The following is a 26,165-nucleotide window of genomic DNA, read 5'->3' as shown; positions in this document are numbered from 1 at the left end:
CGATGAGGAAAAAAGGTCCTCAAATTTATATCAAACCTTATGCTAAGAAAAAAAAGAGCAGGTTTAAGAAGGTTTTTTTTACCTTACTGTTGGTGCTTTTAGGCCTTACATGTTCTGTTTTTTTGACGCTAAACTTTTTAATCAAAAAGGAGATGGAAGAGGTAGAAAAACTCAAAAGGGAAAATGTATATTATGAAGGTGAAATCAAAAGGTTAACCTCTTCTGATGAGCCTTATGAAGAAATCTTAAGGACTAAATATGGTTATATAAAAGAAGGAGAAAGGATTATCATCTATTCTTCTTCTCAAGCAAAGGAAGGGAAAAAACCTTAATCAAGGGGGATTTTATGAACTATAGAGTTTTAGAGGGGTTTTTTGAGGGAGAAGACATTAAGGTAGGGATAGTGATCAGCCGTTTTAACGTGTTTATTACCCAGAAACTTTTAGAAGGTGCATTAGATGTGCTAAGAAGACACAGGGTTAAAGAAGAAAATATCTATGTAGCCTGGGTGCCAGGGGCTTTTGAGATTCCTCTTGTGGCTAAAAAGCTTGCAAAGACCCAGAGGTTTGACGCAGTCCTTTGTTTAGGGGCTATCATAAGAGGAGCTACCCCTCATTTTGAATACGTAGCGGCAGAGGCTTCTAAAGGTATAGCTCATGTGATGTTAGAAACAGAAATCCCTATCATCTTTGGTATCCTTACCACAGACACGATAGAGCAGGCGATAGAAAGAGCCGGAACCAAAGCCGGTAATAAAGGAGCTGAGGCTGCTCTAAGTGCCCTTGAGATGATAAGCCTTTTAAAAAAGATAAACCAGGTTTAAGGGGAAGGACCATGCTTAAAACCCTAAGGGATTTTGACCTTAAAGGCAAAAAGGTTTTTATAAGGGTGGATTTTAACGTGCCTTTAGAAAAAGGCAGGATTTTAGATGACACCCGAATAGTAGAAAGTCTTTCTACCATTACCCATGTATTACATTCCTATGGTAAAGTTATCCTTTGTTCTCATTTAGGAAGACCTAAAGGTAAGAGGGTTGCCGAATTTTCTCTAAGGCCTGTTTATGAATATTTGAAAACAGTTTTTAAAGACAGAGAGGTCAAGTTTTTAGAGGATTTTTTGAGTCCTGAGGCAGAAAAAGAGCTCGAAAACCTGAAAGAAGGGGAGATTTTGCTTTTAGAAAACATAAGATTTTACGAGGGAGAAACTAAAAACGACCCTGATTTTGCCAAGGCTTTAGCCAGGTTTGCAGACATCTATATCAACGATGCTTTTTCTGTCTCCCACAGGGCACATGCCTCTGTAGTAGGAGTCCCTCTCTTGGTTAAGGACAAGGGAATAGGGTTACAGATGGAAAAGGAGCTGAAATACCTTTCGAAGATTGTGGGAAAGCCTGAAAGGCCTTTTTATGCGGTAGTAGGAGGAAGTAAGGTTTCCACCAAAATAGGGGTTTTAAAGACTTTACTTAACAAGCTTGACAAGCTTATCATCGGTGGGGCTATGGCCAATACCTTTCTTGCAGCCAAAGGGTATTCTGTAGGAGATTCTTTTGTAGAAGAAGAATATATAGAGGTGGCAAAGGAGATCCTCAAGGAAGCCAAGGAAAAGGAGGTTAAAATTTATTTACCGGTAGATGTGGTGGTTGAAAACAACGGTCAGGTTTTAGCTAAGGGCTTAAGGGAGATCGTTAAAGAAGATAAGGTGTTTGACATAGGAAAGGAGACGGTAAAACTTTTCTGCAGAAGCCTTGATGGAGCTAAAACTGTAGTCTGGAACGGGCCCTTAGGTTATTTCGAAAAACCACCTTTTGACTATGGAACTGTCGAGATAGCCAGAAAGATTGCCTCCCTTACCTGTACTACCATTGCAGGGGGAGGAGATACCCTTTCTGCCATAAAGCATGCCTGCGTAGAAACGGGATTCTCCTATGTTTCTACCGCTGGTGGGGCTTTTTTAGAGTATTTAGAAGGAAAAGACCTGCCAGGAATTTTAGCTTTAACGAAATAACCTGAAAAAAAGGGAGTTAGGTTTATGAAAAAGGTTCTTTTAGCTGGAAACTGGAAGATGCATAAAACTTTGGCTGAAGTAAAGGCCTATTTTGAGAAGTTTCTTAAAGACTTAGAAACAATAAACCTTTCAGCCAAAGAAATAATGATAGCCCCACCTTTTACAGCATTAGCTTACTCAAGGAAACTGACTGATGGTTCACCTATCAAGTTAGGTGCTCAAAATGCCTGCTGGGAGGAAAAAGGTGCTTTTACCGGAGAAATATCCCCTTTGATGCTTAAGGAGTTAGGGGTTGAGTATGTAATAGTAGGTCATTCAGAAAGAAGACATATTTTCGGAGAAACCAATGAGCTGGTAGGAAAAAGAGCAGAAGGTGTTTTTCGTTTTGGGCTGACCCCTGTTCTTTGTGTAGGAGAAACTCTCGAAGAAAGACAGCAGAATAAAACCTTAGAGGTTATAAAATCGCAATTAGAGGCAGGTTTAATCGGGATTAAAGAGGTTTGGGAAAGGGATCTGGTGATAGCTTATGAACCAGTTTGGGCTATAGGAACAGGAATTACCGCAACCCCTGAACAGGCTGAAGAAGTCCATGGTTTTATCAGAGATTTTCTTTCAGGTCTTTACGGAAAAGAGAAGGCAGAAACCATAAGAATACTTTACGGAGGAAGTGTAACCCCTGAAAACATAGGAAGCCTTATCAAACAACCTAACATTGATGGGGTATTGGTAGGTGGGGCTTCTTTAGACCCTGATAAGTTTTTAAAAATTTGTGCTGTAGCCCTTTAAGGAGCCTTTTACAGAGGGGGAGAAAAAGACATGACAGAACAGTGTAGTTTACCTGATTATACCGACCTTTCTTACGAGATTTTAGAAATACCTAAGAAATACAAAAAATTAGCCATAGTAGGGGCAAGTCATAATCCAGATCGACCAAGCTATCAGGTGATGGAATATCTGCTAAAAGAAGGCTTTGAAGTGGTCCCTATAAACCCGGTAAGGGAAGAAATCCTTGGAAAAAAGGTATACCCTTCTCTATCTCAACTTCCTGAGGAGCTCTATCCTGAGGTAGTGATTATTTTTAGAAAACCTGAGATGGTTTTGCCGATAGTAGAAGAGGCATTGGCTTTAAACCCTAAGGTAATCTGGATGCAAGAGGGGGTGGTGAACGAAGAGGCCAAAAAACTTGCTGAATCCCACGGGATAAAGGTAGTGATGAATAAATGTTTTAAAAAAGTCCATATAATAGGCAAAAAAAAAGGCCAGTAGATGACAGAAGGCTTACGCGAGGTAGAAGTATACACAGACTTAGAGCAATTCAGGAAAGTTTTTACCAAAAACAAACAGGAGGTTTTAAAGTATAATCTTTCAGAGTTTGTAGCACTTTTAGCAACCGTTCCTCTACCCAAGCTTTTTTCTGGTTTGTTTTTAGAGTTTATAGTTAAACTTTCTGAAGCCCTCTACTGGAAAAGTTGTTTATTGTTAAACACACCTTCTAAGGAAGAACCTCAACCCTTTGAGGAATTTTATCCCGAGGAAGAAGTTCTAAGAAAAAGACATTTTTATTACTATAACCTTATCCCCTTAGACCGGGTTCTTGAAGATAAAGTCTTTTTGCCTAAAAGTTCAGAGGTTCAATTGTCTTCAGATGAAATGTCAAACAGTCCAGAAAGTCAACAGGCTTTCAATCTTCTTTTACAGGCTCTTCTCAGGGTGCTTCAACGGGAAACTCTTAAAACAGAAGTCTTAGAAAGGCTGCCACAGGTTTCGATAGAAGATTACATAGATGAGGTTTATCAGTTTTTACAACAAAATCCTTCTTTTTATTTTAAAGATTTCCTAAAAACCAGAGATCTTGATGTGTTAAGAATGGTTTGTTATTTTCTGGCTCTTCTTTTCATGTGTTTCTATGAACAGTGTAGACTGGTGCAAAATAGCGAGTATGAAGACATCTTGGTAATTAAGGTTTAAGGTTAAAAGTTTTTTAAGATATGTGAAATATTTAACAAGTGGTTTAAAAAGGGATAGCAGAGATTAGAGATTTAAGGATAAAGCTAACAAGTTATTCTTGGTTAAAGAGAGGTTATAGATGAAATATAAGATAAAGCATTATCCTGAACGTTGTTCTGGTTGTGGGGAATGTGTTAAGGCATGTGCAGAAAATCATGAAGGGTTAAGTAATTGTGCTGTTTATGAGGTAGATGGCAAGTTTTATTATTTTTCTTGTCTTCAGTGTAAAAGGCCTCAATGTGCGTCGGTGTGTCCTGTAGGTGCCATAGAAAGAGAAGGAGAGGTGGTAAGGCTTTATCCAGAGCTTTGTGTGGGATGTAGAAACTGTGAGGAGGCTTGCCCGTTTGGTATCCCTAAGTTTAACAAAAAAACAGGCAGGATTAACAAATGTGACCTTTGTTTAGAAAGGGTAAAGGCAGGCCTTTTACCTTATTGTGTAGAGGCTTGTCCTAATCAGGCTTTAGAGGTAGTTAAAGAAACGCCTAAACCTAAGGAGGAAGAAAAATAAGATGAGTGGGTATCAGGGGATTTTTTTGTTTGGTTTTTTACTTTTTCTTCTTGGGATTTTATTGGTGATAGCTAACAATTTTTTGGCTTTAAAAAGGTTTAACTCTGCTAAGTTTAAGCCTTATGAATGTGGTATAGATGTTTCCTGGGATGCAAGAATACCCCTTAAGGTGAAATTTTACCTGATAGCTGTGATTTTTTTGGTGTTTGATGTTGAGTTGGTTTTTCTTTATCCCTGGGCAGTAGTTTTTGAAGACCTTGGTTGGTTTGGTTTTGTAGAAATAGCGGTTTTTGTGTTTTTGTTGTTGGTAGCCTATGTCTATGCCTGGAGAGAAGGAGCTTTAAAATGGGAGTAGAAAAATCTACCATAGAGATAGCACCTGGAGTAAGACAGGTCCCAGGAGCCCCTGTGGTTGTTACTACCATAGATAAGGTGGTAAACTGGGCGAGAGCAGGTTCTTTGTGGCCTCTTACCTTTGGGCTTGCCTGCTGTGCGATAGAGATGATGGCAACTGGTGCCAGTCACTATGACCTTGACCGATATGGGATCATCTTTAGAGCCACCCCTCGTCAGGCAGACCTTTTGATAGTGGCAGGTACGGTAACCAAAAAGATGGCTCCGATAGTAAGAAGGGTATATGACCAGATGCCAGAGCCTAAGTATGTGATCGCCATGGGAAGTTGTGCTTGCTCTGGTGGAATCTTTAAAACCTATGCGGTAGCTCAGGGAGTAGACCAGTTTTTACCGGTAGACATCTATCTCCCTGGATGCCCTCCTCGTCCTGAAGCCTTGATCTATGCTTTATTGCAACTCCAGGAAAAAATAAAAAAAGAGACTAAAAGATGGGGTTACTGGAGATAGTGTATGGCACTTTATGAAGAGTTAAAGACTAAGTTTCCAGAGATAGTGAAAGAAGGTTTTCAGGAGGTTGACGGAGAAGTGGTGGTTTGTAATAGAGAAGGTTTTTTAGACCTTATAACCTGGCTTAAACAAGAAAAAGGTTTTATCCATCTGATCGACCTTTGTGGGGTTGATTACTTAGGATACAAACCTAAGACCTTTGAGGAAAGGTTTGAGGTGGTTTATCATGTTTATAATTTAGATGAAAAAAAACTTTTAAGGTTAAAGGTTAGGGTTCCAGAAGAGGATCCCTGGCAGTATTCTATCACCTCTCTGTGGAAAGAGGCTAACTGGTTTGAGAGAGAGTGTTTTGATATGTTTGGGATAGTTTTTAAAGGTCATCCTGACTTAAGAAGGGTGCTTATGCCTGAAGACTGGAAGGGGTATCCTTTAAGAAAGGATTATCCTCTTTTCTCAGAGGAAGAGGATTGGGAACCATACAAGGTTTTGTTAGAAAAGTATAAGAGGAGAGGCTAAAGGATGTCTTTAGTTTTAGAGGTTAATAAAAAACAGAAAGGCAAAGACAGCTGGGAGGAGCCTTTTTACCTGAACATGGGTCCTCAGCACCCTTCTACTCACGGGGTTTTACGTCTTTTCCTTGAGTTAGAGGGAGAAACCATCGTTAACTGCGACCCTATCATCGGTTATCTTCATAGAGGAATAGAAAAACTTGCAGAAAATCTTAACTACAACCAGACCATCGTTTTGAGTGACCGGTTAGACTATATTTCTTCTGCGGCAAACAACGTAGCCTTTGCCCTTGCGTTTGAAAAACTTCTCAGACTTGAGGTGCCAAGAAGGGCTAAACTGATAAGGACGATCGTTTCAGAGATGGCAAGGATATGTAGTCATTTGCTCTGGCTTGCAACCCATGCACTTGATATAGGTGCGATGACGGTTTTTCTTTACTGTTTTAGGGACAGAGAATGGTTGTTAAACATCTATGAAAGGATTTGTGGGGCAAGGCTCACCCATAGTTACGTTAGGGTGGGTGGGGTAAGAAGAGATTTTGAGCCTGAGGTTATAGAGGAACTCTATCGGTTTGTAGAGGAGTTTCCTAAAAGGATTACCGACTACGAGACCTTAATCGATACCAACCGTATCTGGCTTAAACGAACCAAGAACATAGCGGTGGTTTCTACTGAAGAGGCTTTTAACTTAGGACTTACCGGTCCCTGTTTAAGGGGGTCAGGGGTTTCCTATGACGTAAGAAAGTTTAGACCTTATGATGCTTACTCTGAGGTAGAGTTTGAGGTTCCTATAGGACAAAATGGAGATACCTATGATCGTTATAGAGTAAGGATGATAGAGCTTCGTCAGTCTAACTGGATTATTAAACAATGTTTAGACAGACTTTCTGAAACTGAAGGAGAGGCAGTGTTAGCTGAAAATTCTCCTGACCTTCTTATGCCAGAAAAGGTGAGAGAGGTTTCTGCCCAACCCCATCCCAAGCTTGGGGTTATGTTTAAACCAAAAGAAAAAGAAATCGTCCCTGTAGGGGAGGCCTTTGCTTCTATAGAATCTCCTAAGGGTGAACTTTCGGTTTATGTGGTAAGTGATGGTTCAAGTAGACCCTGGAGGCTTAGGATCAGGACTCCCTCTTTTGTACATATCTCTGCCATTTCTCATATGACAAAAGGGCATATGATTGCTGATCTGGTAGCCATTATAGGGACCCTTGACATAGTTTTAGGGGATTCTGACAGGTAAGGAGGATATATGGAAGACCTTTGGTCCAATCTGTTTTGGTTTTTGGCAGGAACGGTGATCCTGCTTATAGTAAGCCTTTTACACGTAGCTTATCTTACTTACGCAGAAAGAAAGATCATTGCCAGGATGCAACAAAGGCTTGGACCTAACAGAGTAGGACCAAGAGGGCTTTTACAACCCATAGCTGACATGTTAAAGCTGCTTACCAAGGAAGATATCATTCCTGCTCAGGTAGATAGGCCTGTATTTTATATCGCCCCTTTTATCTCTCTGGTTTGTGCTGGAACAGGGATAGCGTTGGTGCCTCTTTGGGAAAATTTTGTGATAAGCAACATAAACGTAGGTCTTTTGTTTATTTTGGCTTTAAGCTCTTTAAGTGCCTATGGAGTTATACTATCAGGATGGGCTTCTAACTCAAGGTATGCCTTTTTAGGAGGGCTTAGGGCCAGTGCTCAGGTGATAAGCTATGAGATAGCGATGAGCCTTGCCCTTTTAAGCGTGGTTTTGATGGCAGGGTCCCTTAACCTTGGAGATATCGTAAGAGCTCAGATAAACTCACCTTTTAAGGTTTATCTTATTCCTCAGCTGATTGGCTTTTTTGTTTTTATCGTTTCAGCGGTAGCTGAGTGTAATCGCACTCCCTTTGATTTGCCTGAGGCAGAGACAGAGCTTGTTGCAGGGTATTTTGTAGAATATTCAGGTATGAGGTTTGCACTTTTTTATCTGGCAGAATATTTTGGAATGCTTGTGATGAGTGCCCTTGCAGTTACTTGTTTTTTAGGTGGTTGGGCAGGGCCTTTTGAGGTCCCTTATGTTCCCTTTTTCTGGTTTGTGGTAAAAGTTTATGCCTTACTTTTCTTTTACATCTGGATAAGGGCTACCCTTCCGAGATATCGTTATGACCAGCTTATGGACCTTGGATGGAAGGTGCTTATCCCTCTTGGTTTGATAAATCTGTTTTTAACAGCCTTGATAAAACTGATTTTTTAGGAGGATTTCGAAGGTGAAGAGTCTTGTTGAAAAGGTTTTTTTGATAGAGATCCTAAGGGGATTAGCCTTGACCCTTAAAAAATTACTGTTTGAGAAGCCTGTTACCATCGAATGCTACGACAAGGTAATTCCTCAATCTTATCCAGGTTTTAGAGGAAGACATGCTTTGGTTAGAAGTGAACTTACCCAGGGACCTATCTGTGTGGCTTGCCACAGATGTGAACGGGTTTGCCCTTCAAAATGTATCTACATCAAAACTGTAGAGATAGAGGAGGAAGGAAAGAGGAAAAGGCAATTAGCTCAGTATGCTATAGATGCTTCAAGGTGCGTGTATTGTGGTTATTGTGTAGAGGTTTGTCCGGTTAATGCCTTGGTGCTTACAGAGTTTTATCAGTATGTAGGCGAAAACAGAGAAGACCTTTATTTTGACCAGGAAAGATTGCTTAAAAACTGGGATGAGTTTATCGCTAAAGCTGAAAGGCCTTACTTTAATCCATTCTGGAAACCTAAGGGTATCCCAGAGGAGTTATTTTCTATAGTAAAAAGAAAGGCTAAAGGGGTTTAAGCATGGGATTGGGTATAGAGCTTAACAGCCTTATTTTTGGGTATTTAGCTTTTGCGATGGTGGTTTCAAGTGTGCTTGCGGTTTTATCGAAAAATCCAGTACACACCATACTTCTCGTTTTGGTAATGGTGGTGCATCAGGCTTTTTTGCTTTTAACCCTTGGCTCTGAGTTTTTGATGGCTGTACAGCTGATTGTATACGCAGGGGCGGTGCTGGTCTTATTTTTGTTTGTGGTTTATCTGATAAACCTGAGAAAGGAGACAAAACACAGCTTCTTTGTTAAACGTTTTTGCCTCTGTAGTTTAGTTTTTTTGCTGTTTTTAGGGTTCATGGGTGTTAATCTTTACTTGATATATGGAGCCAAAAAGTTTGAGCAAGCAGTACTACCCTTTAATCCTTTGGAAAAAGACAACCTTTGGTGGATAGCCCATTATCTTTTTAACTATTATCTTTTGCCTTTTGAGATCATAGGAGTGATATTGCTGGTAGCGGTTTTAGGGGCGGTCTTTTTGGTAAGAAAAGTTAAAACTACAGAGGAGGCTTAGGAAAAAGATGGTACCTTTTGAGGCATATTTAATCCTATCATTGGTCCTTTTTCTGATAGGACTTTTTGGTTTCTTGATGAGGCGAAATTTGATAGTAGTTTTGGTTTCCATAGAGATTATGCTTAACGCCATCATCATCCTTTTTGCCGCACTTTCTTATTTTAAAAAAGACATAACTGGTTATGTGATGGTATTTTTTATCATAGCGATGGCTGCGGCTGAGGCTGCGATCGGATTGACTTTAGCTATATTGATTTACAAAAAACTTAAAACCGTTTATACCGAAGAAATAAACCATTACAAGGGGTAGTTTTTATGGCAGAACATCCTTATGAGTTGATTACCCATTTTAACCTCTGGGTTTTTCTTATACCTTTTATACCCCTTTTAGGTAGTCTTTTTACCCTTATCTTTGGTAAAAGATATTTAAGGGAAAAGGCACATCAGATTCCAGTGTTAGCTATTTTCATAAGTTTTCTGATCTCTTTAAAGATTTTGTTTGAGGTCCTTTCAGGAAAGATTTTTGATTTTGACCTTTATACCTGGATTTTTGCTTTAAACTTGAAGGTAGGGTTAGGTTTTTTAGTTGACCCTCTTTCTATATTAATGACCACGATGGTGCTTTCGTTATCCTTTCTTATCCATGTTTACTCTATCGGCTATATGTATGGAGACCCTGGATATTATCGTTTTTTTTCTTACATCTCTCTTTTCACGTTTAGCATGCTGATGCTGGTTCTTTCTAACAATGTGGTTCAGCTTTATTTAGGGTGGGAGGCAGTAGGGCTTTGTTCTTACCTTTTGATCGGTTTCTGGTATGAGAAAAAGAGTGCAGCCAACGCAGCCAAAAAAGCCTTTATCGTTAACAGGGTAGGTGATTTTGGTTTTGCCCTGGGGGTGTTTGCCCTGTTTTATTATACAGGAGCTCTTTATTACCAGGAGGTCTTTTCTAAGCTCCCTCTTTTGTCTGAAAAATATATAGACTTTTTAGGTTTAGAAATCCATGTTCCTTTTTTGATTGCCTTTTTACTTTTTTGTGGGGCTATGGGTAAAAGCGCACAGGTTCCGCTTCATACCTGGCTTCCTGATGCGATGGAAGGTCCAACCCCTGTTTCTGCGCTAATCCATGCGGCTACGATGGTTACCGCAGGGGTTTTCATGGTAGCAAGGCTCCATGGCCTTTTTGAGCTTTCTTCTTATGCCATGGCTATGGTAGCTTTGGTGGGGGCTTTAACCTGCTTTATGGCAGCAACCATCGCCCCTACCAGGTTTGATATCAAAAGGATCATCGCTTACTCTACCATGTCTCAATTAGGATATATGTTTATGGCCTGTGGAGTAGGGGCCTTTGCTGCAGGTATTTTTCACCTCTTTACCCATGCCTATTTTAAAGCTCTGCTTTTCCTCGGTGCTGGTAGCGTGATCCATGCGGTTCATACCAACGACATAAGGCAGATGGGTGGATTAAGAAAGTATATGCCCTATACATTTGTTACCTTTATGATAGGTGCATTAGCCTTGGCTGGTTTCCCAGGGCTTTCCGGATTTTTTAGTAAAGACGAAATACTTGCGATGGCCTATTTCTCTCAATATCCCTGGGGTAAGTTGGTTTGGGTTACAGGGCTTTTGGTGGCGTTTTTAACAGCTTTTTATACCTTCAGGTTAGTGTTTCGGGTGTTCTTTGGAGAATATAAAGGGAGAAAGAATTTTCATCCTCATGAGTCTCCAAGGACGATGGTTATTCCTCTTTGTTTGATAAGCATAGGGGCTGTTTTTGCAGGTTGGTTAGGAATTCCCCATTCCTTAGGAGGAAACCCTGTATTTTTAAACTTTTTAGAGTCGGTTCTTGGACATCCAAAGACCCTGCCCATGGAACACCAGACTGAGTATCTTTTGATGGGACTTTCTGTTATGGCAGCCTTTTTGGGTATCCTTTTAGCCTGGATAGTCTATCTTAAAAGACCAAACCTTCAGTTTTGGTTATCCCAAAACCTTCCTTCGGTATATCGCTTTTTATATGCCAAGTGGTATTTTGATGAGGTGTATGATTTACTTTTTGTACGTTCTACCTTATGGACAGCTAAATGGATGGTTACTAAGGTATCAGACGGTATTTTGATAGAAGGGGTTATCAACGGCACAGCCAAACTTATAAGTCTTGCAGGCTCAGGCTTACGGACGGTACATTCAGGAATTGTTAACCATTACAATACTTTTATCCTGGTAGGTCTTATTCTTTATTTTATTTTGTATTTTTGCCTAAGATAGAAGCGGAGGAAGGTTTATGGAGTTTTTACAAAACAATCTACTTTCATGGATCTTATGGCTTCCTTTGTTAGGGATTTTACCCATTCTTTTCTTAGGAAAAAGGTTTGAAGATACAGCCAAATGTATAGCACTTTTTACGATGTTGATAGACTTTGGTTTGTCGGTTTTACTTCTATTTTCCTTTGATTTTCAAAACCCTGGGTTTCAGTTTGTAGAAAAAAGACTCTGGATAGATTCTTTAAATAGTTACTATTTCCTTGGGGTCGACGGTATAAGCATCCTTTTTATACCTCTTACTACCCTTACCACCTTACTTTGTATCACCATTTCCTGGCATTCTATCAAGGAAAAGGTAAGGGAGTTTTATTTAGCTCTCCTTTTTACCAACATAGCAATTGTAGGTAGCCTTTGTGCACTTGACCTGCTTCTTTTTTACGTATTTTGGGAGGCAATGCTTATTCCGATGTATCTTATCATCGGTATCTGGGGAGGACCAAGAAGGATCTATTCAACCCTTAAGTTCTTTCTTTATACCTTTTTTGGGTCAGTTTTTATGCTGATTGCCATCGTTTATCTTTTCTTTAAGTTTGGAACCTTTGATTACACAAAGCTCTTAGGGGTTCCTCTTGGGGGGTTGGCTGAGAAACTTTTGTTTTTAGGTTTTGCCCTTGCCTTTGCGATAAAAATTCCTATGTGGCCTGTTCATACCTGGTTACCTGATGCTCACACTGAAGCTCCAACCGCTGGGTCTGTTATTTTAGCCGGTATTTTGATCAAGCTTGGGGCATACGGTTTTCTCAGGTTTGGGTTGCCCTTGTTTCCTCATGCAGCTCAGGAGTTTGCTCCGTTATTACTTTTACTTTCGGTGATAGCTATCATCTACGGTGGGTTAGCCTGTCTCTATCAGGATGACTTAAAAAGGCTTATTGCCTATAGCTCGGTTAGCCATATGGGTTTTGTAACCCTGGGAATTTTTGCCTTTAACCCTATAGCTATGAAAGGGGCTATTTTGCAGATGATTAATCATGGAATCGTAACCGGTGCTTTGTTTATGTGTGTAGGCATAGTTTATGACCGTACTCATAGCCGTGCGATAAACTATTATGGAGGGCTTGCCTCTGTCATGCCTGTTTATGCTGCCTTTTTTATGATTTTTACGTTAGCCTCGATCGGCCTTCCAGGGACCAATGGTTTTATCGGGGAGTTTCTGATCCTTTTAGGAGTTTTCTTTACTAACAAACTCTTGGTTGTGTTCGCTGCCTTAGGTCTTATCATCGGGGCAGGTTATATGCTCTGGCTTTACCAACGGGTATTTTTTGAAAGGGTAAATCCTAATATCGAAGGGTTAGCACCTTTAAGGGTTAACGAATTTTTATCTTTGCTGCCTATGTTGGTTTTGGTGTTCTTTATAGGGCTTTATCCTAAACCCTTCTTAGACTACATGACCACCTCCATCGAACATTTACTTAATAACCTAAGGTTTTAGGAGGCTTAAAGTTATGACCATAGAGCTTAACTTTGGGGTAATACTTTCAGAAATTCTTCTTTTGCTGGTAGGTTGTTTTATTTTTCTTTTTGATAGATTTTTTAAAAATAAAGGATATGCCTTTTGGTTAACCCTTCTATCTCTTTTGATAGCAAGTGGTCTTCTTTTAATCTCTCCTTTTGGGGGGTTTACGTTAAGTTATCAAAACGATTTTTTCTCGATAGTCTTTAAGTTTATCGTTTTGTTTGGGATCTTTTTGATTGCTATCCTTTCTAAGAACTATCTTACCTATCATTCACAGCTTAACTATGGGGAGTATTATGGGTTTTTAATCCTTTCTCTGATAGGTGCTTTTTTGATGCTTTCTTCTATGGATTTGATTACCATGTATCTTTCGATGGAGCTGATGAGTTTCCCTGTATACCTTTTGATAGCGTTAAACTTTGCCCAACAGCGTAAATCTTTAGAAGGTTCTTTTAAATACTTCCTGGCTGGAGCTATGGGTTCGGTATTTTTGCTTTTGGGTATGGGGTTGGTTTATAGTGCTACCGGGTCTTTATTTTTTATGCAGATTGCCCAAAGTCTGTTTGGTAAGGCAGAGTTAACCTATGTTCTTTTAGGATTTTTGTTTGTTTTGGCAGGTTTTTCGGTGAAGATATCCTTTGTACCTTTTCATATGTGGGCTCCTGATGCTTATGAAAGCGCACCCTTGCCTATAACCTCCTTTATCGCCTCCATAATTAAGTTTGTGGTTATAGCCTGTCTGATAAAGTTGCTTATGGTAGCTTTTATTCCTTTAAAAGCCAAGATAGGGCAAATACTTATTCCTGTGGTTTTGTTGACCATTCTTATCGGAAATGTGCTTGCTATCAAGCAAGACCATCTGATAAGAATGCTTGCCTTTTCCTCTATTGCACATGCAGGTTATGCTGGTTTAGGCTTGATTACCGGGGACCTGATAGGCTATAGCTTTACGATTTTTTACCTTTTGGTGTATCTTATCATGACCATAGGAATGTTTAGTATAGCGGTGTTTTTGGCCAATTACCAAAAGGATCTTCTTTATATACCTAAACTGTCGGGCTTGAGCCAAATCTCCCCTGGGCTTAGTTTTTTAACCTTGATTTTTATGTTTTCTTTAGCAGGGGTTCCTCCGACAGCAGGTTTTATGGGAAAATTTTATCTTTTTATCGGTTTGGTTAAGTCAGGATATATCTGGGTGGCTATCTTAGCTGTTCTTTTTTCAGTGATAGGGGCTTACCCCTATCTTAGGGTTTTAAAGTTTATCTACATGGAAAAGACCGAGGAAACCTTTTCCTACCGTTGGGAACCTGGGGTTTGGTTTCCTGTTAGTATAACCGCTTTTCTCACCCTTTTGATCGGTATCTACCCCAAACCCTGGGTAGACATGGTTTACAGAACCCTTTATCTTTATCTTACCTTTCTTTTTTATCCTTATTAAGCACCACCCTCAGGAAATCTTTTCCCTTCTCTCTACCAAGAAACAGGGCTAATTTTTCCTGCCCTGATATAGCTCCTTTTCTCCTCCCCTTGACTAACCTCTTATTTTTCTTTAGGTTTGCCATATCCTAGTCTTTTATAGTTTAGGCATAATTTTTGATTTTTTAAATAAATAAAAAACGCCTACAGGGGAGCTAAGATGAAGGTAAATTTAAATTCAAATAATTTTTCCTGTGGCAACCTTCTTTTATCTAATGGGGGGATTTCAGGAGAGATTAATCAGGAATTTAACTTTCTACAGGTTATCCTTCTTTATTTGCTTTCTAATGGAGATTCTTCTTCTCAGCTGTTGAGTTCTCAGGGCATAAACGCAGACCAAGTTCAAGGTTTAATACAGACTAAAGGAACACAAACTGAGGGTTTGTCTCAGACTAAGATTCTTTCAAAAGACCAAGCTCATGATGAGGACTTGCAAGGTGTGTGGGGTTTTTTGTTTTGGGGATATTTAGTGGATAAGACCGGGATTAATTTAGAAGGTTTTGCTCAATCCATATCTAAGGAAGGATTAACAGAGGTTTCTGGGTTAACTCTAAACCAAAAGGCCTTGGGAGAACTTTTGGATAAATTTTTAGGTAATCCCTCAGAAAAACTTAGGGTTTATGAAGAATTGAACAAACTTTTATCTTTACCTGACCTTAAAAGTGATTTTTTAGCCTGGCTAAACCACAAGATAGAAACTGGCTTTCAGCTTAACGAAGATATGACGTCTCTTTGGGCTTATTCGTTTTTTAAGATAAAAGGAGATCTTTCTGTTGGGGATGGGGAGCAAAAGTTAAAACAAGAACAAAATTTTCAAACAGTTTTAGAGGAAAAGGATGGTTTATCTTTTCAGAACTTGATACAAAAACTTGAAGAAAAGATAAAGACTGAGGTTTTTTCTGATAAAAATTTTTTGGGTTTAAAACTAAAGTTGTTAGGACTTGTAAAACAGGGTGAGACTAATTTAAAGGAAAGTTTTTTAACTAATAACCAGGTTTTCGATAGCTTGTTTGACAAGTTGGGGGAGAGATTGCCTGAGAAAGAGACGATTTTAGGTGAGAGAATTGCAGGGGTAAAGGACTTAAGATTAACTGAAGCCCCATTTGCAGTGGTTAAGGGATTATCTGCTAAGTCTTTTAGTTCTCAAGAAGTTTCAGATAAAAGTGCCGAGGTGTTTGAAAAATATTTTGAAAGAGTTAAAGAAAAAGGGTCCTTTTTAGCGGAGGGTATTGCTTTATTAAAAGAGAAACAAGGATTTTCTCAAGAAGGACAGGGAGAGTTAACTCGGTTCCAATTTTTTTACCATCAAGTGTCTCACCTAAGGTCTAACGACCAGCACCTGGTAAATATAGAGACTGTAAAGTTTTTAGAAGGAGATAAGATGTCTCCTCAGTTTTTTGAGTTTGTTAAGAGGTTTTCGGCAGAGGTCCTTCCAGAAGGAGAAAAGAAAGCTTATGTAAGGCTTGAACCTCCACATTTAGGAGGTCTGGATTTAGAAATTAAGGTTAAAGAAAAAGAGGTAATCATAGTAGCCAGGGTGGAGAAAGAAGAAGCCTTTCGGGAACTTCAAAATAACGTTGAAGCCATAAGAGAAAGTTTAAAAGAACTTGGGCTTTCTCTTAAAGATTTCCAGACCCAGCTCAACTGGGGTTACCAGGGTTTTGCAGGGAGATCTGGAGAGAAAAGAGAGGGGTCTAATGGTTTAAAAAGCAGTTTAGCAGAACAAAACCAGGATCCTAATGTTTTAGACTCTAATGAGGGGTTCAAAAATCTGAAGGGAAAGCATTATTTTATCGTTTAAGGAGGAAAAAAGGTTATGGCTACCACCCCGGTTAATGCCAATAGTTCTACCATTAGTTCAGTAAACAGCTCTTCTCAGAATACCCAGAGAACACCTAAAAAAGTTTTACAAAAAGATGATTTTATGAAGCTTTTTGTTACTCAGCTTAAGTATCAAGACCCTATGAAACCTCTTGAAAACAACGATATGGCTATTCAACTTGCTTTGTTCAATCAGGTAGACCAACTTTTTAACATCAACGATACTTTAAAAAGTCTGGTTGACCTTGGTAAGAACCTTAATCTTACCTATGTCTCAAGCTTGGTAGATAAAAAGGTAAAGGTAGATTCAAACATAGGCAGGGTAGAGCAAGGTCAGTTTCTGGGTGGTGAGTTTAAGGTTGAAGGGTTTGTCACCGGAGGAGAAATCGTTATAAGAGATTCTAAAGGTAATCTGGTAAAAAAGATACCCCTTACAGACCTTAAAGAAGGTATTCACAAAATAGAATGGGATGGAAAGGATCAGGCAGGAAATCCTGTACATGAGGGTAATTATACCTTTTCTGTCCTTCTTTTTGATGGTAAAACGATTAATTCGGTAAAACCAACGATGGTAGCTAAAGTTACAGGATCTAAGTTAGGGGAAGAAAACAGGCTTGTGATAAACGGAGTCCAGGAAATTAAGCTTTCTGACATCAAAGAATTGATAGGAGGTTAAGAAATGGGACTTTTTGGTGCCATGTATATAGGATATAGTGGGGTGTTAACCACTTCTATGGGAATGAACGTTTCTGCAGACAACATCTCTAACCTTAACACTACCGGGTTTAAAGGAAGTAGGTATGAGTTTGCAAATGCCCTGGTAGAAGCTTATGCAGAAACCTTTAGAAGAGAAAAAGGGTTGGGAAGTAACGTAAAGGCTATAAGAACGCTTTTTAACCAAGGGGCTATCGTAACCACCGATTCTCCTACTGACCTTGCCATCTCTGGTAAGGGTTTCTTTGTGGTCTCAGACCAAAAGGGAAATATTTTTTTTACTCGGGATGGACAGTTTTTTGTCAACCAGGTAGACGAACAACATTTGGCCTTACAAAATAGTATGGGACTTTATCTTTTGGGTTCAACTCCAGATTCAACTTCAGCCGACTTGACCAGTCTTAAACCCTATCTTATCCCTAAGGTCATGCCTCCTAAAAGCACATCGAACATAGACCTTCAGCTTATCTTTGATAGCACCAAACCTGTTGAACCTATAAACGATCCACTTTGGCAAAGTTATGATGCAACCTCTTCTAACATAATAGAAAATCAGAAGTTTGACTATGTCTTTGATTTTTATGGTTATGATTCCTTTGGGAATAAGACTAACTTTAAGCTTTATGTAGACCGCACTTCAAATCTTAATGAATATGAGCTTTTGTTTGCCCTGGAAGATCCAGCCTTAGATGGAAGAGGTTCAGGAAAATATCAAGGGGCATTTTTGTATGGAAGGCTATCTTTTGGAGGTAACGGAGATATAGTGGGGGCTAATTTTTGGGAGATAACCAACCCTTCTTCCTTTGACCCCACAATTGACCCACCGATGGATTTAACCGCTCTTGGTAGGCCACAGTTTCAGGTAAACATAGGAGGTGCTACCCAAACCATAACTTTAAACCTTGGTTTCAGGGTAGAACCAGACGGCAGTATCACTAGATCTGCCAATCCTAGTAAACTTCAGGCTAACCCTTTTGCTCAGCTGTACTTTAACCAAGATGGTTATCCAGTAGGGGTATTTGACAAGATAGAGGTGATTACCGAAGAAGGTAAGGTGGTTGCCTGGTATACCAACAACAAAAACATAGAGGTTTCAAAGATCTTTTTAGCAGATTTTTCTGGTTATGAAGAAAATTTGATTAAGGTAGGTAATGGACTTTTTATGGCAAGAGAAGGGGCTCAGCCTTTTATCTTTTCTCCCGGGGTTTTTGAAAGAGGAAGGCTTCTTTCTGGAGCCCTCGAAAATTCAAACGTAGATTTAGCTTCTGAGATGGTGAGTTTAATTACCTTGCAAAGGGCTTTTCAGAGTAATACCAGGGTGATAACCACCGCAGACCAGATGTTAGAAGATTTTTTAAGTAAACGTTAAAAAATCCGATAAAAATATAGAGGGGGTGTTAATATGGGTTTGACCGATGCCTTGTTTACAGGAACAAGCGGTTTGAGGGCCCTTGGACATGGTATGAGCGTAATCGGAGACAATGTTTCTAATTTAAATACTACCGCGTTTAAAGGTGCCAGGATCTCTTTTAGCGATGTTATGGCTCAAAGTATCAATACCGGGGCTGGCTCAGGACAACTTGGAAGAGGAGCAAGTATTCAGGCACTTTATTCTCTTTTTAATCAAGGGTCTTTTGAATCAACAGCCAACCCAACTGATATGGCTATAGCCGGATCAGGGTTTTTTATCGTAAAAGACCCTAAAAGTACAGGAAACGTGTTTTACACCAGAGACGGACAGTTTGTGATAGATAAAACAGGATATTTAGTTAATGCAGGTGGGTTAAGGGTGCAAGGATGGAGGATAGATGAGGTAACCGGAGACATAACCGGTGCTATCACCGACATTCAAATAGACCGCTCTTCTCCTCCGGTTAAGACTTCTAAAATAGATGTTATCACAAACTTGGATGCAAGAGAGGAAACAAGAACCAAGCTTATTTTTTTAAGCGGAAATCTATACGACGACCCTTCAGACGGAAACTATACTTATTTTCCTAACGCAGGCTATTATGAGGTAGTAATAAGGGACATAGATGGTAAAGACAATAAGATAGGAATAAAACTTGGGTATAACGCAGCCACCCAAAAATGGGCTTGTGAAATCTATAACTTGGAAACAAACCAGACTATAATCAGTTTTACAGACAGCACCTCAACCAGAGTCTCTTTTGAACTTCCTTCTACCAAAGAGCTAATAAGTTTTGACTGGAGTGGAGTTACCCATGTAAACGGTGCTAACGACATTAAGATGCCAGGAAGAACAGGAAGGATAGAATTGTCAGGTGATGTAGATCCAGATACCTGGGAATATATAGACTTTATTGCTCCTACTGATCCTCAGGTAATAGATGCTAACGGAACTCAAAGGAAGCTACGTGTGTATATAAGGTATGACAGTACCGATGGCAGGTGGGACTACAGGGTTTTTGAAAACCCTGCTGCAACCCCTGCAATTAATCCTGATGACCCTATTCAAGAGACAGGAACCCTCCTTGTAAAAGGTGACAACTCTGATGAAACGAACATTTTCTTCTTTCTTGATGGAACCACTCAAAGGATCAATTTAGACTGGTCTAACTTAGGGTATGGTGGTGGTACACCAACTGTCACAGTGTTTACTTTACAAGAAACAGATTCTCTTCTTTCTTACTGGGATGCAAGGCAGGATGTTCCTATACCTTCTACCGCCTATTCTTACAGAACAACCCTTACAGTTTATGATTCTCTTGGTACTCCGCATGAGATTACGGTTTATTATAACCCTACCACCAAAGATAACGTTTACGAGTTTTTGGTGGCCTGTAACCCTAACGAAGATGTGAGAGATTTTACCAAAGACACCCTTCCTATGCAGTGGCAGTATGAAGAAGGAACGATTACTCAACAACTTCAAATACCTTCAGGTAATGTGCGGGCTAAGAGTTTAAAAGGGGTATTGATGTATGGTAGGCTTGAGTTTGATAACCAAGGAAACGTTAAGAAGTTTTATGAAACTTACAGAGTGGATGCAAACACCGGGGCTTTAGTTCAGGTGGTAGATATTACTGGTAATCCTGTTCCAGATCCGGTGGATAAGTTTTCAGCCCTTGGTTCACACGGTTACCCCCTTATGATAGCCGACTTTTTGGGCATAGATTTCCCATATGATATTTACCCACCAAACTCGCAAGATCAAGGTCTTGTAAGAAATGACCTTCAGCAAATAGAGCTAAACTTTGGATACTTTTTTAAAGACTCCTGGCGGTCTGAATCTGTAAGGACTACACAGTATGCAACCTCTAATGCCACCATTTTTTATGACCAAGATGGTTTTGGTCCAGGTGCCCTGGAAAGTATAACCGTAGATAACCAAGGTATTATCACCGGTAATTACTCTAACGGAAGGGTTATTCCTCTCTGGATGGTAGCTTTAGCAAACTTTAACGCCCCTGAAAGACTTCAAAAAGTAGGAGGTAACCTTTTTAAAGAAACCACCCACTCAGGGCCTCCTGTGACAGGTAAACCAGGTAGCAATGGCCTCGGAACGATAGCTCCTAACTCGATAGAACAGTCTAACGTAGACCTGGGAGAACAGTTTGTAAAAATGATCATCTTTCAGAGAGGTTTTCAGGCTGATTCCCGTATCATCACCGTTTCAGATACCATGCTCGAAGAATTGATAAACCTTAAGAGGTAACCTTTATTTATCCCTGGGAAGGCTAATCAACCCTTCCCAGGGTATCTTCCCCTTTTCCTAATCTACCTCTTACATCTCCTAAATAAAAGTTATCTACCGGTTAGGTGAAGACTCAAAGATTATAAAAATAATTTAAAAAAATTACAAAGATGTCTTGACTTTTAGAGAAAATAATTTATAATAATTTTCAAATAAAAAAAATGATAAGGAGGTTAGGTATGAAAAGTCTAAAGGGCACCCAGACAGAAAAAAACATCTTAACTGCCTTTGCCGGAGAGTCTCAGGCGCGTAACCGTTATACCTTTTACAGCTCTATAGCTAAAAAAGAGGGATTTGATCAGATTTCCTTTATCTTTGAGGAGACAGCTAATCAGGAAAAGGAACATGCAAAAAGGCTCTATAAGTTTTTAGAAGGAGGAGAGGTAGAGATTACCGCTAAGTTTCCTGCAGGAAAACTGGGGAACACCCTTGAAAATCTGCTTCATGCTGCAAGCGGAGAAAACTATGAGTATAAAGTCATGTATCCTACCTTTGCTAAGATTGCAAGAGAAGAGGGTTTTGAAGAAATCGCCAAGGTATTTGAAGCCATAGCCATAGCTGAGCAATTTCATGAAAAAAGATACCTTGCTTTAGCCAACAACCTGAAGGAAGGAACGGTTTTCAAGAAAAAAATAGAAGTCATTTGGAGATGCAGAAACTGTGGTTATATTCACAAAGGACTTGAAGCACCTGAAAAGTGTCCTTCTTGCGACCACCCAAGAGCTTACTTTGAGTTAGTTTGTGAAAACTGGTAAAAAGTCTTTTAAATGATTTAAAGGGGCCTTAAGGCCCCTTTTTAAACAAATTATCTTTTAAATTCTATCCTTAACCCAAAGGTTTGAGGCCAGGCCTTAACACCTCTTATTTCTTCATACTCTTCGTCAAGAAGGTTTTTTCCCCATAAACTAAGGCCAACCCCGTTTTTCAACTGTTTTTTCAATTCCAGGTTTAAAAGGTATATCTCATTAGCTTTATAAGGTTTTCTCAGGTTGGCGCTAACGATTAGATCTATTTCCCAGGGAAGTTTTGCATAAACCCCACCTACTAAATTGTGCCTTAGATAAGACCCCTGGTATCTGGCTGAACTTAGATTTTTGGCTACCTGGTTTAAGTAGGTATAGCTTAGAAACGGTTTAATTCTGTTTAATGCTATGTTTAAGTCTATGGTAACTCCCAAGGTTTTTAGTTCTTCTATGTTTTGAGCTTGCGTTATCGTTCCTGCCTTTATCCAGTCTATGATGTCTTTACCCGTTCTATAAAAAAGCGTTCCTGAAAGAGAAATGTGTGAGGTCTTATAATCAATCCCTATTTCTGAGTTATAGGCCTTTTCGTTAGAAAGACCTGGGTTACCTTTAGTATAAGGCGAATCATAGTATAGCTCTGTAAAGCTTGGAGCTCTATAGGAAAAACTAAAAGAGGCCCTGATTTTTAGCTTAGGGTTGATCAGATAGGCAAGCCCTAAGTAATAAGAAAAGAGGTCTTCGTTCTTTGCCAGGCTGTCATATCGAACCCCAAGGCTTGGGAAAAATTTATCGCTTATCTTCGGATATATCCAAAAATATGTCCCTAACCCTTGTCTAACATGGTCTCCTAATCTCGAACTATCAAGGGTTTCATAAGAAGCCTCAACTCCAACCACATAGTCAGCAAGTCTTTTTTCTACCCTTAAAGGTAAGTTTGCCCTTAACACCTGAGATTTGTGCTGGTTTTTATAAAAGTCTGGATTATTGCGATCAAGAAGATAAGTATCATAATGGATTCTGTAGATTAGTGCAGGCTCAAAAAACCAGGAATTTCCATAAAAATTCTTTTTGGCTAAAAAAAGATGGGTCCTTGTTTCTTCCCACTCTGTGTTGTATTTAGTGGTATAAAAATTTCTTGCCCCAAAGTCCTTTTCCTGAAAACCATAAAAAATTAACTTACTTTGGTCTTTTACGTAGGTATTAAAGGTTCTTATGTCAAAATCTCTGTTCCAGATAAAACCATTTGATTTCTGCTGAGAAAGGTTGATCCCTATCGGGGTTTTTCCTAACACAAAACCTAAGCTACCTTTCAGTTCCCATAGGTCATAGCTTCCGTATCCTCCTGATAAAAAAACTCCCTTTTCTGGCTTTTTAAGGTTAAAGTTCAGGGCTCCACCAAAACCACCAGGACCATAAAGGGCACTTGCCCCTCCTGCTAACAACTCTACAGAAGAAAGCTCCTCTTGGGTAAAAGGAAGATTCATAAGATGATGCCCTGTTTGAGGGTCAGAAAGTCTTATACCCTCAAAAACTACCAGATTTTGCTCAAACGTAGAACCTCTTATAGAAAGGTCCTGCTGCACACCAAACTCTCCTCTTTCTCTAAATTGCAAATTAGAAAACCTCTCAGGCCCGATCTTTAACTCCCAACCCTCTTTTAATACCTTTACCTCTTGAGAGACACGTTCAACCGTTTCAACACTTGCCGGGGCTGTAACCTTTACCTCTTCAAGAAAAACTGAGGTAATCTTTTCGCTGTTTTCAGCCTCTGCATTTGTGTTAAATAAAAACCACAAAACCCCTCCTAATCCTAAAATCCTGCCTATCCTCATCTTTACCCTCCATGCGAAAGGGAATTTTTGTCTTTAGGTAAAAGGGTTAATTTTCGTTAACCAAAAATTTTATAAAGGTTAACATAAAAACATAAAAATTCAACTTCTTAGGGTTGAATTTAAAAGGAGTAAAAATACATTTTGGGAAAGGTTAGAAGTTAACTTTCCTTAAGAAAAATTTTGGGGTTAAATTAGACCCTAAACGTGAAAAAGTTTAAACAGGAGAAAGGGGAAAATTCCCTTTCTCCTGTTTTTATAAAAATAAAAGAGCTTTAGCTTAAAGCTGCACGTCCTTTTTCTGTAAGACTGTATTTTTCCCCTTCTGATGAGGTAATAAATCCAGCCTCTGTAAGTTCTCTTAGCGAACTTCTTACTTGGAAAAGCGGTCTTTTGGTTATTTCTGCTATTTCAACAGGGGCAAGAGCCCCTTTTTCTTCTAACAACTTTAACAGTCCAAGAGCCTTTTCACTAAGCCTTCCGTCAGGACTTACACAACCTGTAGACATGTTTTCCCCTCTAACTCAGTTTTTTCTTGCAGAAATACCAGTCAATGTATTCATAACCTTGTTTTGCCCTGTTTACTGCCTCTTCATAGGAGGTTGGAGGGGGTACTATTACCTTTGTGTTTTCCTCAGTAAACTCCCAAACCTGAGGCTCAGGCACCCAGTTGGCAGGAGTGGCTACCCCATGCTTGTCAGCCGTTTGTAAGGCATCAATCAACCTTAAAATTTCTCTCATGTTTCTTCCTGCAGAAAGGGGATAGTAAATGATAGCCCTTATCTTACCGTTAGGGTCTATGATAAAAACAGCCCTTACGGTAGCCGTGGAACTTTCCCCTGGGTGTAACATCCCATAAAGCTTGGCCACCCTTCCGTCAGCATCAGCTACTATAGGAAAGGGAATCTCTATACCGGTTTTTTCTTTAAGGTTCATGGCCCAGGCTATGTGAGAGAACACACTGTCTATACTTAAACCTAAAAGCTGGACGTTTCTCTTGGCAAACTCTTCGTTCATCTGAGCAAAGGCTAAGAACTCGGTAGAACAAACTGGAGTAAAGTCTGCCGGATGGGAAAAGAACACTACCCACTGTCCTTTAAAATCTTCAGGAAACTTTATAGGCCCCATCGTAGTCATAGCCTCAAAACCTGGGGCCTGGTCTCCAATCTTTGGCATACTGATTACTTCTTTTACCTCTTCCATAACCCACCTCCTGTAATTATTTTTAATTAAAATCAATTTTTTAATAAAATATAATGCAGGATAATCTTTTGTCAAGGAGAAAAACAAAAATTGAAAAACAAAAAAGGACTTGATAAGATAAAAAAATATGTATAAATTGAGATTTAATTTCAATTGCAATTTTAAAAAGCAGGATGGGTAAAAACAAACAGATAGGAGGGCAGGTATGACAGTTGCGGTTGTAGGAGGACACGATAGGTTTAAACCTCAGTTAGAAGAATATGCTAAAGAAAACAAGCTGAAACTCAGGTTTGTCAACAGATGGTCTCCTCAAGCCTCTTATATCTTCTCATCCGCCGATTACATAATCATAATAACAGGATGTGTATCTCATGAACTTGTTAAGCTGGCTAAAAGTTGCGGCAAGAAAAAATGTATCTTTTGCCGGTCCAAAGGGCTTTGTAGGATCAAAAAACTTATTAACCAGTTGAAGGTGGATGCCTAATTTTTTGTATATTTATTGAAAATGAAATGCAGAATAAATTAAATAAGGGAGGTCAGACATGGTTGAGGGTTTGAAAGAAAAGGGATTAATCCCTTTAGCTCTTCTTAGAGAAGGTGAGCTTGGCAAAATCTATTCTCTTTCTTCAGATTTAAAGGTTGGTTCTTGGTATGCCTGTAGAGGTTGCGGCGGTGTTGAGTGTTGTCTTAAAGGTAAAAAAGATGTTGTTAACCAAAAGATTGGGTCTATGGGTCTTAAACCCGGGCAGGTAGTAGAGGTAAAACAAAACAGACCGGGTAATCCTATTCTTCTTAGGGTAGAAGAAACTTTTATCGCGCTAAGTCGAAAACTGGCGATGAAAATAATGGTTCTTAAAACAAACCATAAATCATAGTTTAAAGGAGGGAGGCAGGGATGAGTATACGAAAATGTCAAAAATTTACCGTTTATCCCCTGTCTAACTTTCCATTAGGAGAATTGGCTGAGGTGATATGTATTTTTTCCTTTGACTTAAGCCTGAGATTAAAAAGCATTGGCGTTCAGGAGGGAACTTTGGTAGAAATTATCCATCAGGATCCTTCTGGAGATAGGGTAGTAGTCAGGTTTAACGAAAGTAGAGTGGCTTTAGATAAAGCATTCCTAAAGCATATCTTGGTTAGACCATTGAAAACCTCCTATGAGATGTTGAGAGATTTTGCAAGGGTTGACCAGTTGACAGGTCTTCTAACAAGACAGTTTGCTGAAAATCTCTTAAAGAAAGAGTTAGCCAACCCACCGTATTGCTTGGTTTTGGCTGATATAGATGATTTTAAAAGATTCAACGACACCTTTGGGCACCAGGCAGGAGATAAGGTTTTAAAGGACATTGCTCAAGTTATCAAAAGGAACTTAAGAAAAACAGACTTGGCTGTTAGATGGGGTGGAGAGGAGTTTGTTTTATTTTTGAAGAACACAACCGTTGAGATAGGACAATTGATAGCAGAACGTATAAGAAGGGCTGTGGCTGATCATATAGTCTGGTGGCAAGGACAGACCTTAGGAGTTACTCTAAGTCTCGGGGTTTGTGGAGCCCCTCCGGTTAGACCTTTAGAACTACTCTTTGAGATGACTGATAAGGCCCTTTATCAGGCCAAAAAATCTGGAAAAAATTTGGTTTTTCTATGTGAGGAGTAG

The 26,165-nt window shown here is 39.4% G+C and carries 29 protein-coding genes; 26 read left to right on the top strand and 3 right to left on the bottom strand.

All coding sequences use genetic code 11. The annotated features are described in order from the left end of the window. The first annotated feature begins 2 nt into the window (after window positions 1–2). The 23 genes from G580_RS0103855 (at window position 3) to rbr (ending at window position 21,491) form a co-directional block, all read left to right on the top strand. The gene (locus tag G580_RS0103855; protein ID WP_028841121.1) at window positions 3–332 is read left to right on the top strand and encodes an FtsB family cell division protein; all 330 of its coding nucleotides are present in this window, start codon (window positions 3–5) and stop codon (window positions 330–332) included. 14 nt (window positions 333–346) lie between these two features. Continuing rightward, window positions 347–823, top strand: a complete 477-nt coding sequence (gene ribH, locus G580_RS0103850) for a 6,7-dimethyl-8-ribityllumazine synthase (RefSeq protein ID WP_028841120.1) — start codon at window positions 347–349, stop codon at window positions 821–823. Window positions 824–834: 11 nt separating this feature from the next. Continuing rightward, window positions 835–2,004 carry a phosphoglycerate kinase gene (locus G580_RS11755; RefSeq protein WP_028841119.1) on the top strand — a complete coding sequence of 390 codons (1,170 nt, stop codon included), beginning with the start codon at window positions 835–837 and terminating at the stop codon, window positions 2,002–2,004. A 24-nt stretch (window positions 2,005–2,028) separates the two neighbouring features. Then, window positions 2,029–2,790 (top strand): triose-phosphate isomerase, encoded by a 762-nt coding sequence (tpiA, locus tag G580_RS11750; RefSeq protein WP_028841118.1) that lies wholly within the window; start codon window positions 2,029–2,031, stop codon window positions 2,788–2,790. 30 nt (window positions 2,791–2,820) lie between these two features. After that, window positions 2,821–3,270 (top strand): CoA-binding protein, encoded by a 450-nt coding sequence (locus tag G580_RS0103835; protein ID WP_051173054.1) that lies wholly within the window; start codon window positions 2,821–2,823, stop codon window positions 3,268–3,270. Then, window positions 3,271–3,972, top strand: a complete 702-nt coding sequence (locus G580_RS0103830) for a hypothetical protein (protein ID WP_028841116.1) — start codon at window positions 3,271–3,273, stop codon at window positions 3,970–3,972. 118 nt (window positions 3,973–4,090) lie between these two features. After that, window positions 4,091–4,519, top strand: a complete 429-nt coding sequence (locus G580_RS0103825) for a 4Fe-4S dicluster domain-containing protein (protein WP_028841115.1) — start codon at window positions 4,091–4,093, stop codon at window positions 4,517–4,519. 1 nt (window position 4,520) lies between these two features. Further along, complete coding sequence (locus G580_RS0103820; protein ID WP_028841114.1) at window positions 4,521–4,874, top strand: NADH-quinone oxidoreductase subunit A; 354 nt, start codon at window positions 4,521–4,523, stop codon at window positions 4,872–4,874. After that, on the top strand, window positions 4,865–5,380 hold the full coding sequence (locus tag G580_RS0103815) for an NADH-quinone oxidoreductase subunit B (protein WP_028841113.1): 516 nt from the start codon (window positions 4,865–4,867) through the stop codon (window positions 5,378–5,380). The genes G580_RS0103820 and G580_RS0103815 overlap by 10 nt, the downstream gene beginning before the upstream one ends. A 3-nt stretch (window positions 5,381–5,383) precedes the next feature. Beyond that, complete coding sequence (locus G580_RS09860) at window positions 5,384–5,896, top strand: NADH-quinone oxidoreductase subunit C (protein WP_038041495.1); 513 nt, start codon at window positions 5,384–5,386, stop codon at window positions 5,894–5,896. Window positions 5,897–5,899: 3 nt separating this feature from the next. Next, window positions 5,900–7,129: an NADH-quinone oxidoreductase subunit D gene (locus G580_RS0103805; protein ID WP_028841112.1), complete on the top strand. Its 1,230-nt coding sequence runs from the start codon at window positions 5,900–5,902 to the stop codon at window positions 7,127–7,129. Window positions 7,130–7,138: 9 nt separating this feature from the next. Further along, a complete protein-coding gene (nuoH, locus tag G580_RS0103800) occupies window positions 7,139–8,119 on the top strand; it encodes an NADH-quinone oxidoreductase subunit NuoH (protein ID WP_051173052.1) in 981 nt (326 codons plus the stop codon). Between the two features lie 13 nt (window positions 8,120–8,132). Continuing rightward, entirely contained in the window at window positions 8,133–8,684 is a 552-nt protein-coding gene (locus G580_RS09855) for a NuoI/complex I 23 kDa subunit family protein (protein WP_156874780.1), read from the top strand. Between the two features lie 2 nt (window positions 8,685–8,686). After that, window positions 8,687–9,229, top strand: a complete 543-nt coding sequence (locus tag G580_RS09850; protein ID WP_051173048.1) for an NADH-quinone oxidoreductase subunit J family protein — start codon at window positions 8,687–8,689, stop codon at window positions 9,227–9,229. 7 nt (window positions 9,230–9,236) lie between these two features. Further along, window positions 9,237–9,539, top strand: coding sequence for an NADH-quinone oxidoreductase subunit NuoK (gene nuoK, locus G580_RS0103785; RefSeq protein ID WP_028841110.1), 303 nt, complete (start codon window positions 9,237–9,239; stop codon window positions 9,537–9,539). A 5-nt stretch (window positions 9,540–9,544) separates the two neighbouring features. Then, window positions 9,545–11,497, top strand: coding sequence for an NADH-quinone oxidoreductase subunit L (gene nuoL / locus G580_RS0103780; RefSeq protein WP_051173045.1), 1,953 nt, complete (start codon window positions 9,545–9,547; stop codon window positions 11,495–11,497). A 16-nt stretch (window positions 11,498–11,513) separates the two neighbouring features. Further along, complete coding sequence (locus G580_RS0103775) at window positions 11,514–12,983, top strand: NADH-quinone oxidoreductase subunit M (protein WP_028841108.1); 1,470 nt, start codon at window positions 11,514–11,516, stop codon at window positions 12,981–12,983. Window positions 12,984–12,996: 13 nt separating this feature from the next. Beyond that, window positions 12,997–14,445, top strand: a complete 1,449-nt coding sequence (locus tag G580_RS0103770; RefSeq protein ID WP_028841107.1) for an NADH-quinone oxidoreductase subunit N — start codon at window positions 12,997–12,999, stop codon at window positions 14,443–14,445. Window positions 14,446–14,643: 198 nt separating this feature from the next. Continuing rightward, a complete protein-coding gene (locus tag G580_RS0103760) occupies window positions 14,644–16,284 on the top strand; it encodes a flagellar hook-length control protein FliK (RefSeq protein ID WP_028841106.1) in 1,641 nt (546 codons plus the stop codon). Between the two features lie 15 nt (window positions 16,285–16,299). Further along, window positions 16,300–16,980 (top strand): flagellar hook assembly protein FlgD, encoded by a 681-nt coding sequence (locus tag G580_RS0103755; protein ID WP_028841105.1) that lies wholly within the window; start codon window positions 16,300–16,302, stop codon window positions 16,978–16,980. A gap of 3 nt (window positions 16,981–16,983) precedes the next feature. Continuing rightward, window positions 16,984–18,387 carry a flagellar hook protein FlgE gene (locus tag G580_RS0103750; protein WP_028841104.1) on the top strand — a complete coding sequence of 468 codons (1,404 nt, stop codon included), beginning with the start codon at window positions 16,984–16,986 and terminating at the stop codon, window positions 18,385–18,387. A gap of 33 nt (window positions 18,388–18,420) precedes the next feature. After that, window positions 18,421–20,697, top strand: a complete 2,277-nt coding sequence (locus G580_RS10970) for a flagellar hook-basal body complex protein (RefSeq protein ID WP_028841103.1) — start codon at window positions 18,421–18,423, stop codon at window positions 20,695–20,697. A gap of 218 nt (window positions 20,698–20,915) precedes the next feature. Next, a complete protein-coding gene (gene rbr / locus G580_RS0103740; protein ID WP_028841102.1) occupies window positions 20,916–21,491 on the top strand; it encodes a rubrerythrin in 576 nt (191 codons plus the stop codon). A gap of 50 nt (window positions 21,492–21,541) precedes the next feature. On the opposite strand, the gene G580_RS0103735 is transcribed toward rbr, so the two are convergent. The 3 genes from G580_RS0103735 to G580_RS0103725 all read right to left on the bottom strand — a co-directional run bounded on the left by G580_RS0103735 (window position 21,542) and on the right by G580_RS0103725 (window position 24,511). Next, complete coding sequence (locus G580_RS0103735; protein WP_028841101.1) at window positions 21,542–23,311, bottom strand: TonB-dependent receptor; 1,770 nt, start codon at window positions 23,309–23,311, stop codon at window positions 21,542–21,544. Window positions 23,312–23,583: 272 nt separating this feature from the next. Then, complete coding sequence (locus G580_RS09840) at window positions 23,584–23,817, bottom strand: helix-turn-helix domain-containing protein (RefSeq protein WP_038041493.1); 234 nt, start codon at window positions 23,815–23,817, stop codon at window positions 23,584–23,586. A 10-nt stretch (window positions 23,818–23,827) separates the two neighbouring features. Continuing rightward, complete coding sequence (locus G580_RS0103725; RefSeq protein ID WP_028841100.1) at window positions 23,828–24,511, bottom strand: peroxiredoxin; 684 nt, start codon at window positions 24,509–24,511, stop codon at window positions 23,828–23,830. 205 nt (window positions 24,512–24,716) lie between these two features. Here G580_RS0103725 and G580_RS0103720 point away from each other — a divergent pair, with 205 nt between their 5' ends. From G580_RS0103720 to G580_RS09830, 3 genes are read left to right on the top strand one after another with little or no spacing between them, the layout of a single operon-like run. After that, a complete protein-coding gene (locus tag G580_RS0103720; protein WP_028841099.1) occupies window positions 24,717–24,995 on the top strand; it encodes a DUF2325 domain-containing protein in 279 nt (92 codons plus the stop codon). Window positions 24,996–25,053: 58 nt separating this feature from the next. Then, window positions 25,054–25,386 (top strand): FeoA family protein, encoded by a 333-nt coding sequence (locus tag G580_RS09835; RefSeq protein WP_038041492.1) that lies wholly within the window; start codon window positions 25,054–25,056, stop codon window positions 25,384–25,386. A 20-nt stretch (window positions 25,387–25,406) separates the two neighbouring features. Then, window positions 25,407–26,165 carry a GGDEF domain-containing protein gene (locus G580_RS09830; RefSeq protein ID WP_051173044.1) on the top strand — a complete coding sequence of 253 codons (759 nt, stop codon included), beginning with the start codon at window positions 25,407–25,409 and terminating at the stop codon, window positions 26,163–26,165.

Origin of the sequence: Thermodesulfobacterium hveragerdense DSM 12571, from assembly GCF_000423845.1 — a bacterium.
GTDB classification, from domain to species: domain Bacteria; phylum Desulfobacterota; class Thermodesulfobacteria; order Thermodesulfobacteriales; family Thermodesulfobacteriaceae; genus Thermodesulfobacterium; species Thermodesulfobacterium hveragerdense.
Note: the sequence above shows the minus strand (reverse complement) of the source record. Positions and strands in the feature narration are given on the sequence as shown.

Coding starts and splice junctions, on each gene's coding strand:
- G580_RS0103825 (WP_028841115.1), top strand. CDS start 4,091: ATGAAATATAAGATAAAGCATTATCCTGAACGTTGTTCTGGTTGTGGG.
- G580_RS09840 (WP_038041493.1), bottom strand. CDS start 23,817: ATGTCTACAGGTTGTGTAAGTCCTGACGGAAGGCTTAGTGAAAAGGCT.
- G580_RS0103820 (WP_028841114.1), top strand. CDS start 4,521: ATGAGTGGGTATCAGGGGATTTTTTTGTTTGGTTTTTTACTTTTTCTT.
- G580_RS0103835 (WP_051173054.1), top strand. CDS start 2,821: ATGACAGAACAGTGTAGTTTACCTGATTATACCGACCTTTCTTACGAG.
- G580_RS10970 (WP_028841103.1), top strand. CDS start 18,421: ATGGGTTTGACCGATGCCTTGTTTACAGGAACAAGCGGTTTGAGGGCC.
- G580_RS0103775 (WP_028841108.1), top strand. CDS start 11,514: ATGGAGTTTTTACAAAACAATCTACTTTCATGGATCTTATGGCTTCCT.
- G580_RS0103760 (WP_028841106.1), top strand. CDS start 14,644: ATGAAGGTAAATTTAAATTCAAATAATTTTTCCTGTGGCAACCTTCTT.
- G580_RS0103770 (WP_028841107.1), top strand. CDS start 12,997: ATGACCATAGAGCTTAACTTTGGGGTAATACTTTCAGAAATTCTTCTT.
- G580_RS09835 (WP_038041492.1), top strand. CDS start 25,054: ATGGTTGAGGGTTTGAAAGAAAAGGGATTAATCCCTTTAGCTCTTCTT.
- G580_RS0103750 (WP_028841104.1), top strand. CDS start 16,984: ATGGGACTTTTTGGTGCCATGTATATAGGATATAGTGGGGTGTTAACC.
- nuoL (WP_051173045.1), top strand. CDS start 9,545: ATGGCAGAACATCCTTATGAGTTGATTACCCATTTTAACCTCTGGGTT.
- rbr (WP_028841102.1), top strand. CDS start 20,916: ATGAAAAGTCTAAAGGGCACCCAGACAGAAAAAAACATCTTAACTGCC.
- G580_RS09850 (WP_051173048.1), top strand. CDS start 8,687: ATGGGATTGGGTATAGAGCTTAACAGCCTTATTTTTGGGTATTTAGCT.
- G580_RS09860 (WP_038041495.1), top strand. CDS start 5,384: ATGGCACTTTATGAAGAGTTAAAGACTAAGTTTCCAGAGATAGTGAAA.
- G580_RS09830 (WP_051173044.1), top strand. CDS start 25,407: ATGAGTATACGAAAATGTCAAAAATTTACCGTTTATCCCCTGTCTAAC.
- G580_RS0103755 (WP_028841105.1), top strand. CDS start 16,300: ATGGCTACCACCCCGGTTAATGCCAATAGTTCTACCATTAGTTCAGTA.
- G580_RS0103830 (WP_028841116.1), top strand. CDS start 3,271: ATGACAGAAGGCTTACGCGAGGTAGAAGTATACACAGACTTAGAGCAA.
- G580_RS0103815 (WP_028841113.1), top strand. CDS start 4,865: ATGGGAGTAGAAAAATCTACCATAGAGATAGCACCTGGAGTAAGACAG.
- nuoH (WP_051173052.1), top strand. CDS start 7,139: ATGGAAGACCTTTGGTCCAATCTGTTTTGGTTTTTGGCAGGAACGGTG.
- G580_RS0103725 (WP_028841100.1), bottom strand. CDS start 24,511: ATGGAAGAGGTAAAAGAAGTAATCAGTATGCCAAAGATTGGAGACCAG.
- G580_RS0103735 (WP_028841101.1), bottom strand. CDS start 23,311: ATGAGGATAGGCAGGATTTTAGGATTAGGAGGGGTTTTGTGGTTTTTA.
- nuoK (WP_028841110.1), top strand. CDS start 9,237: ATGGTACCTTTTGAGGCATATTTAATCCTATCATTGGTCCTTTTTCTG.
- G580_RS0103805 (WP_028841112.1), top strand. CDS start 5,900: ATGTCTTTAGTTTTAGAGGTTAATAAAAAACAGAAAGGCAAAGACAGC.
- tpiA (WP_028841118.1), top strand. CDS start 2,029: ATGAAAAAGGTTCTTTTAGCTGGAAACTGGAAGATGCATAAAACTTTG.
- G580_RS0103720 (WP_028841099.1), top strand. CDS start 24,717: ATGACAGTTGCGGTTGTAGGAGGACACGATAGGTTTAAACCTCAGTTA.
- ribH (WP_028841120.1), top strand. CDS start 347: ATGAACTATAGAGTTTTAGAGGGGTTTTTTGAGGGAGAAGACATTAAG.
- G580_RS11755 (WP_028841119.1), top strand. CDS start 835: ATGCTTAAAACCCTAAGGGATTTTGACCTTAAAGGCAAAAAGGTTTTT.
- G580_RS0103855 (WP_028841121.1), top strand. CDS start 3: ATGAGGAAAAAAGGTCCTCAAATTTATATCAAACCTTATGCTAAGAAA.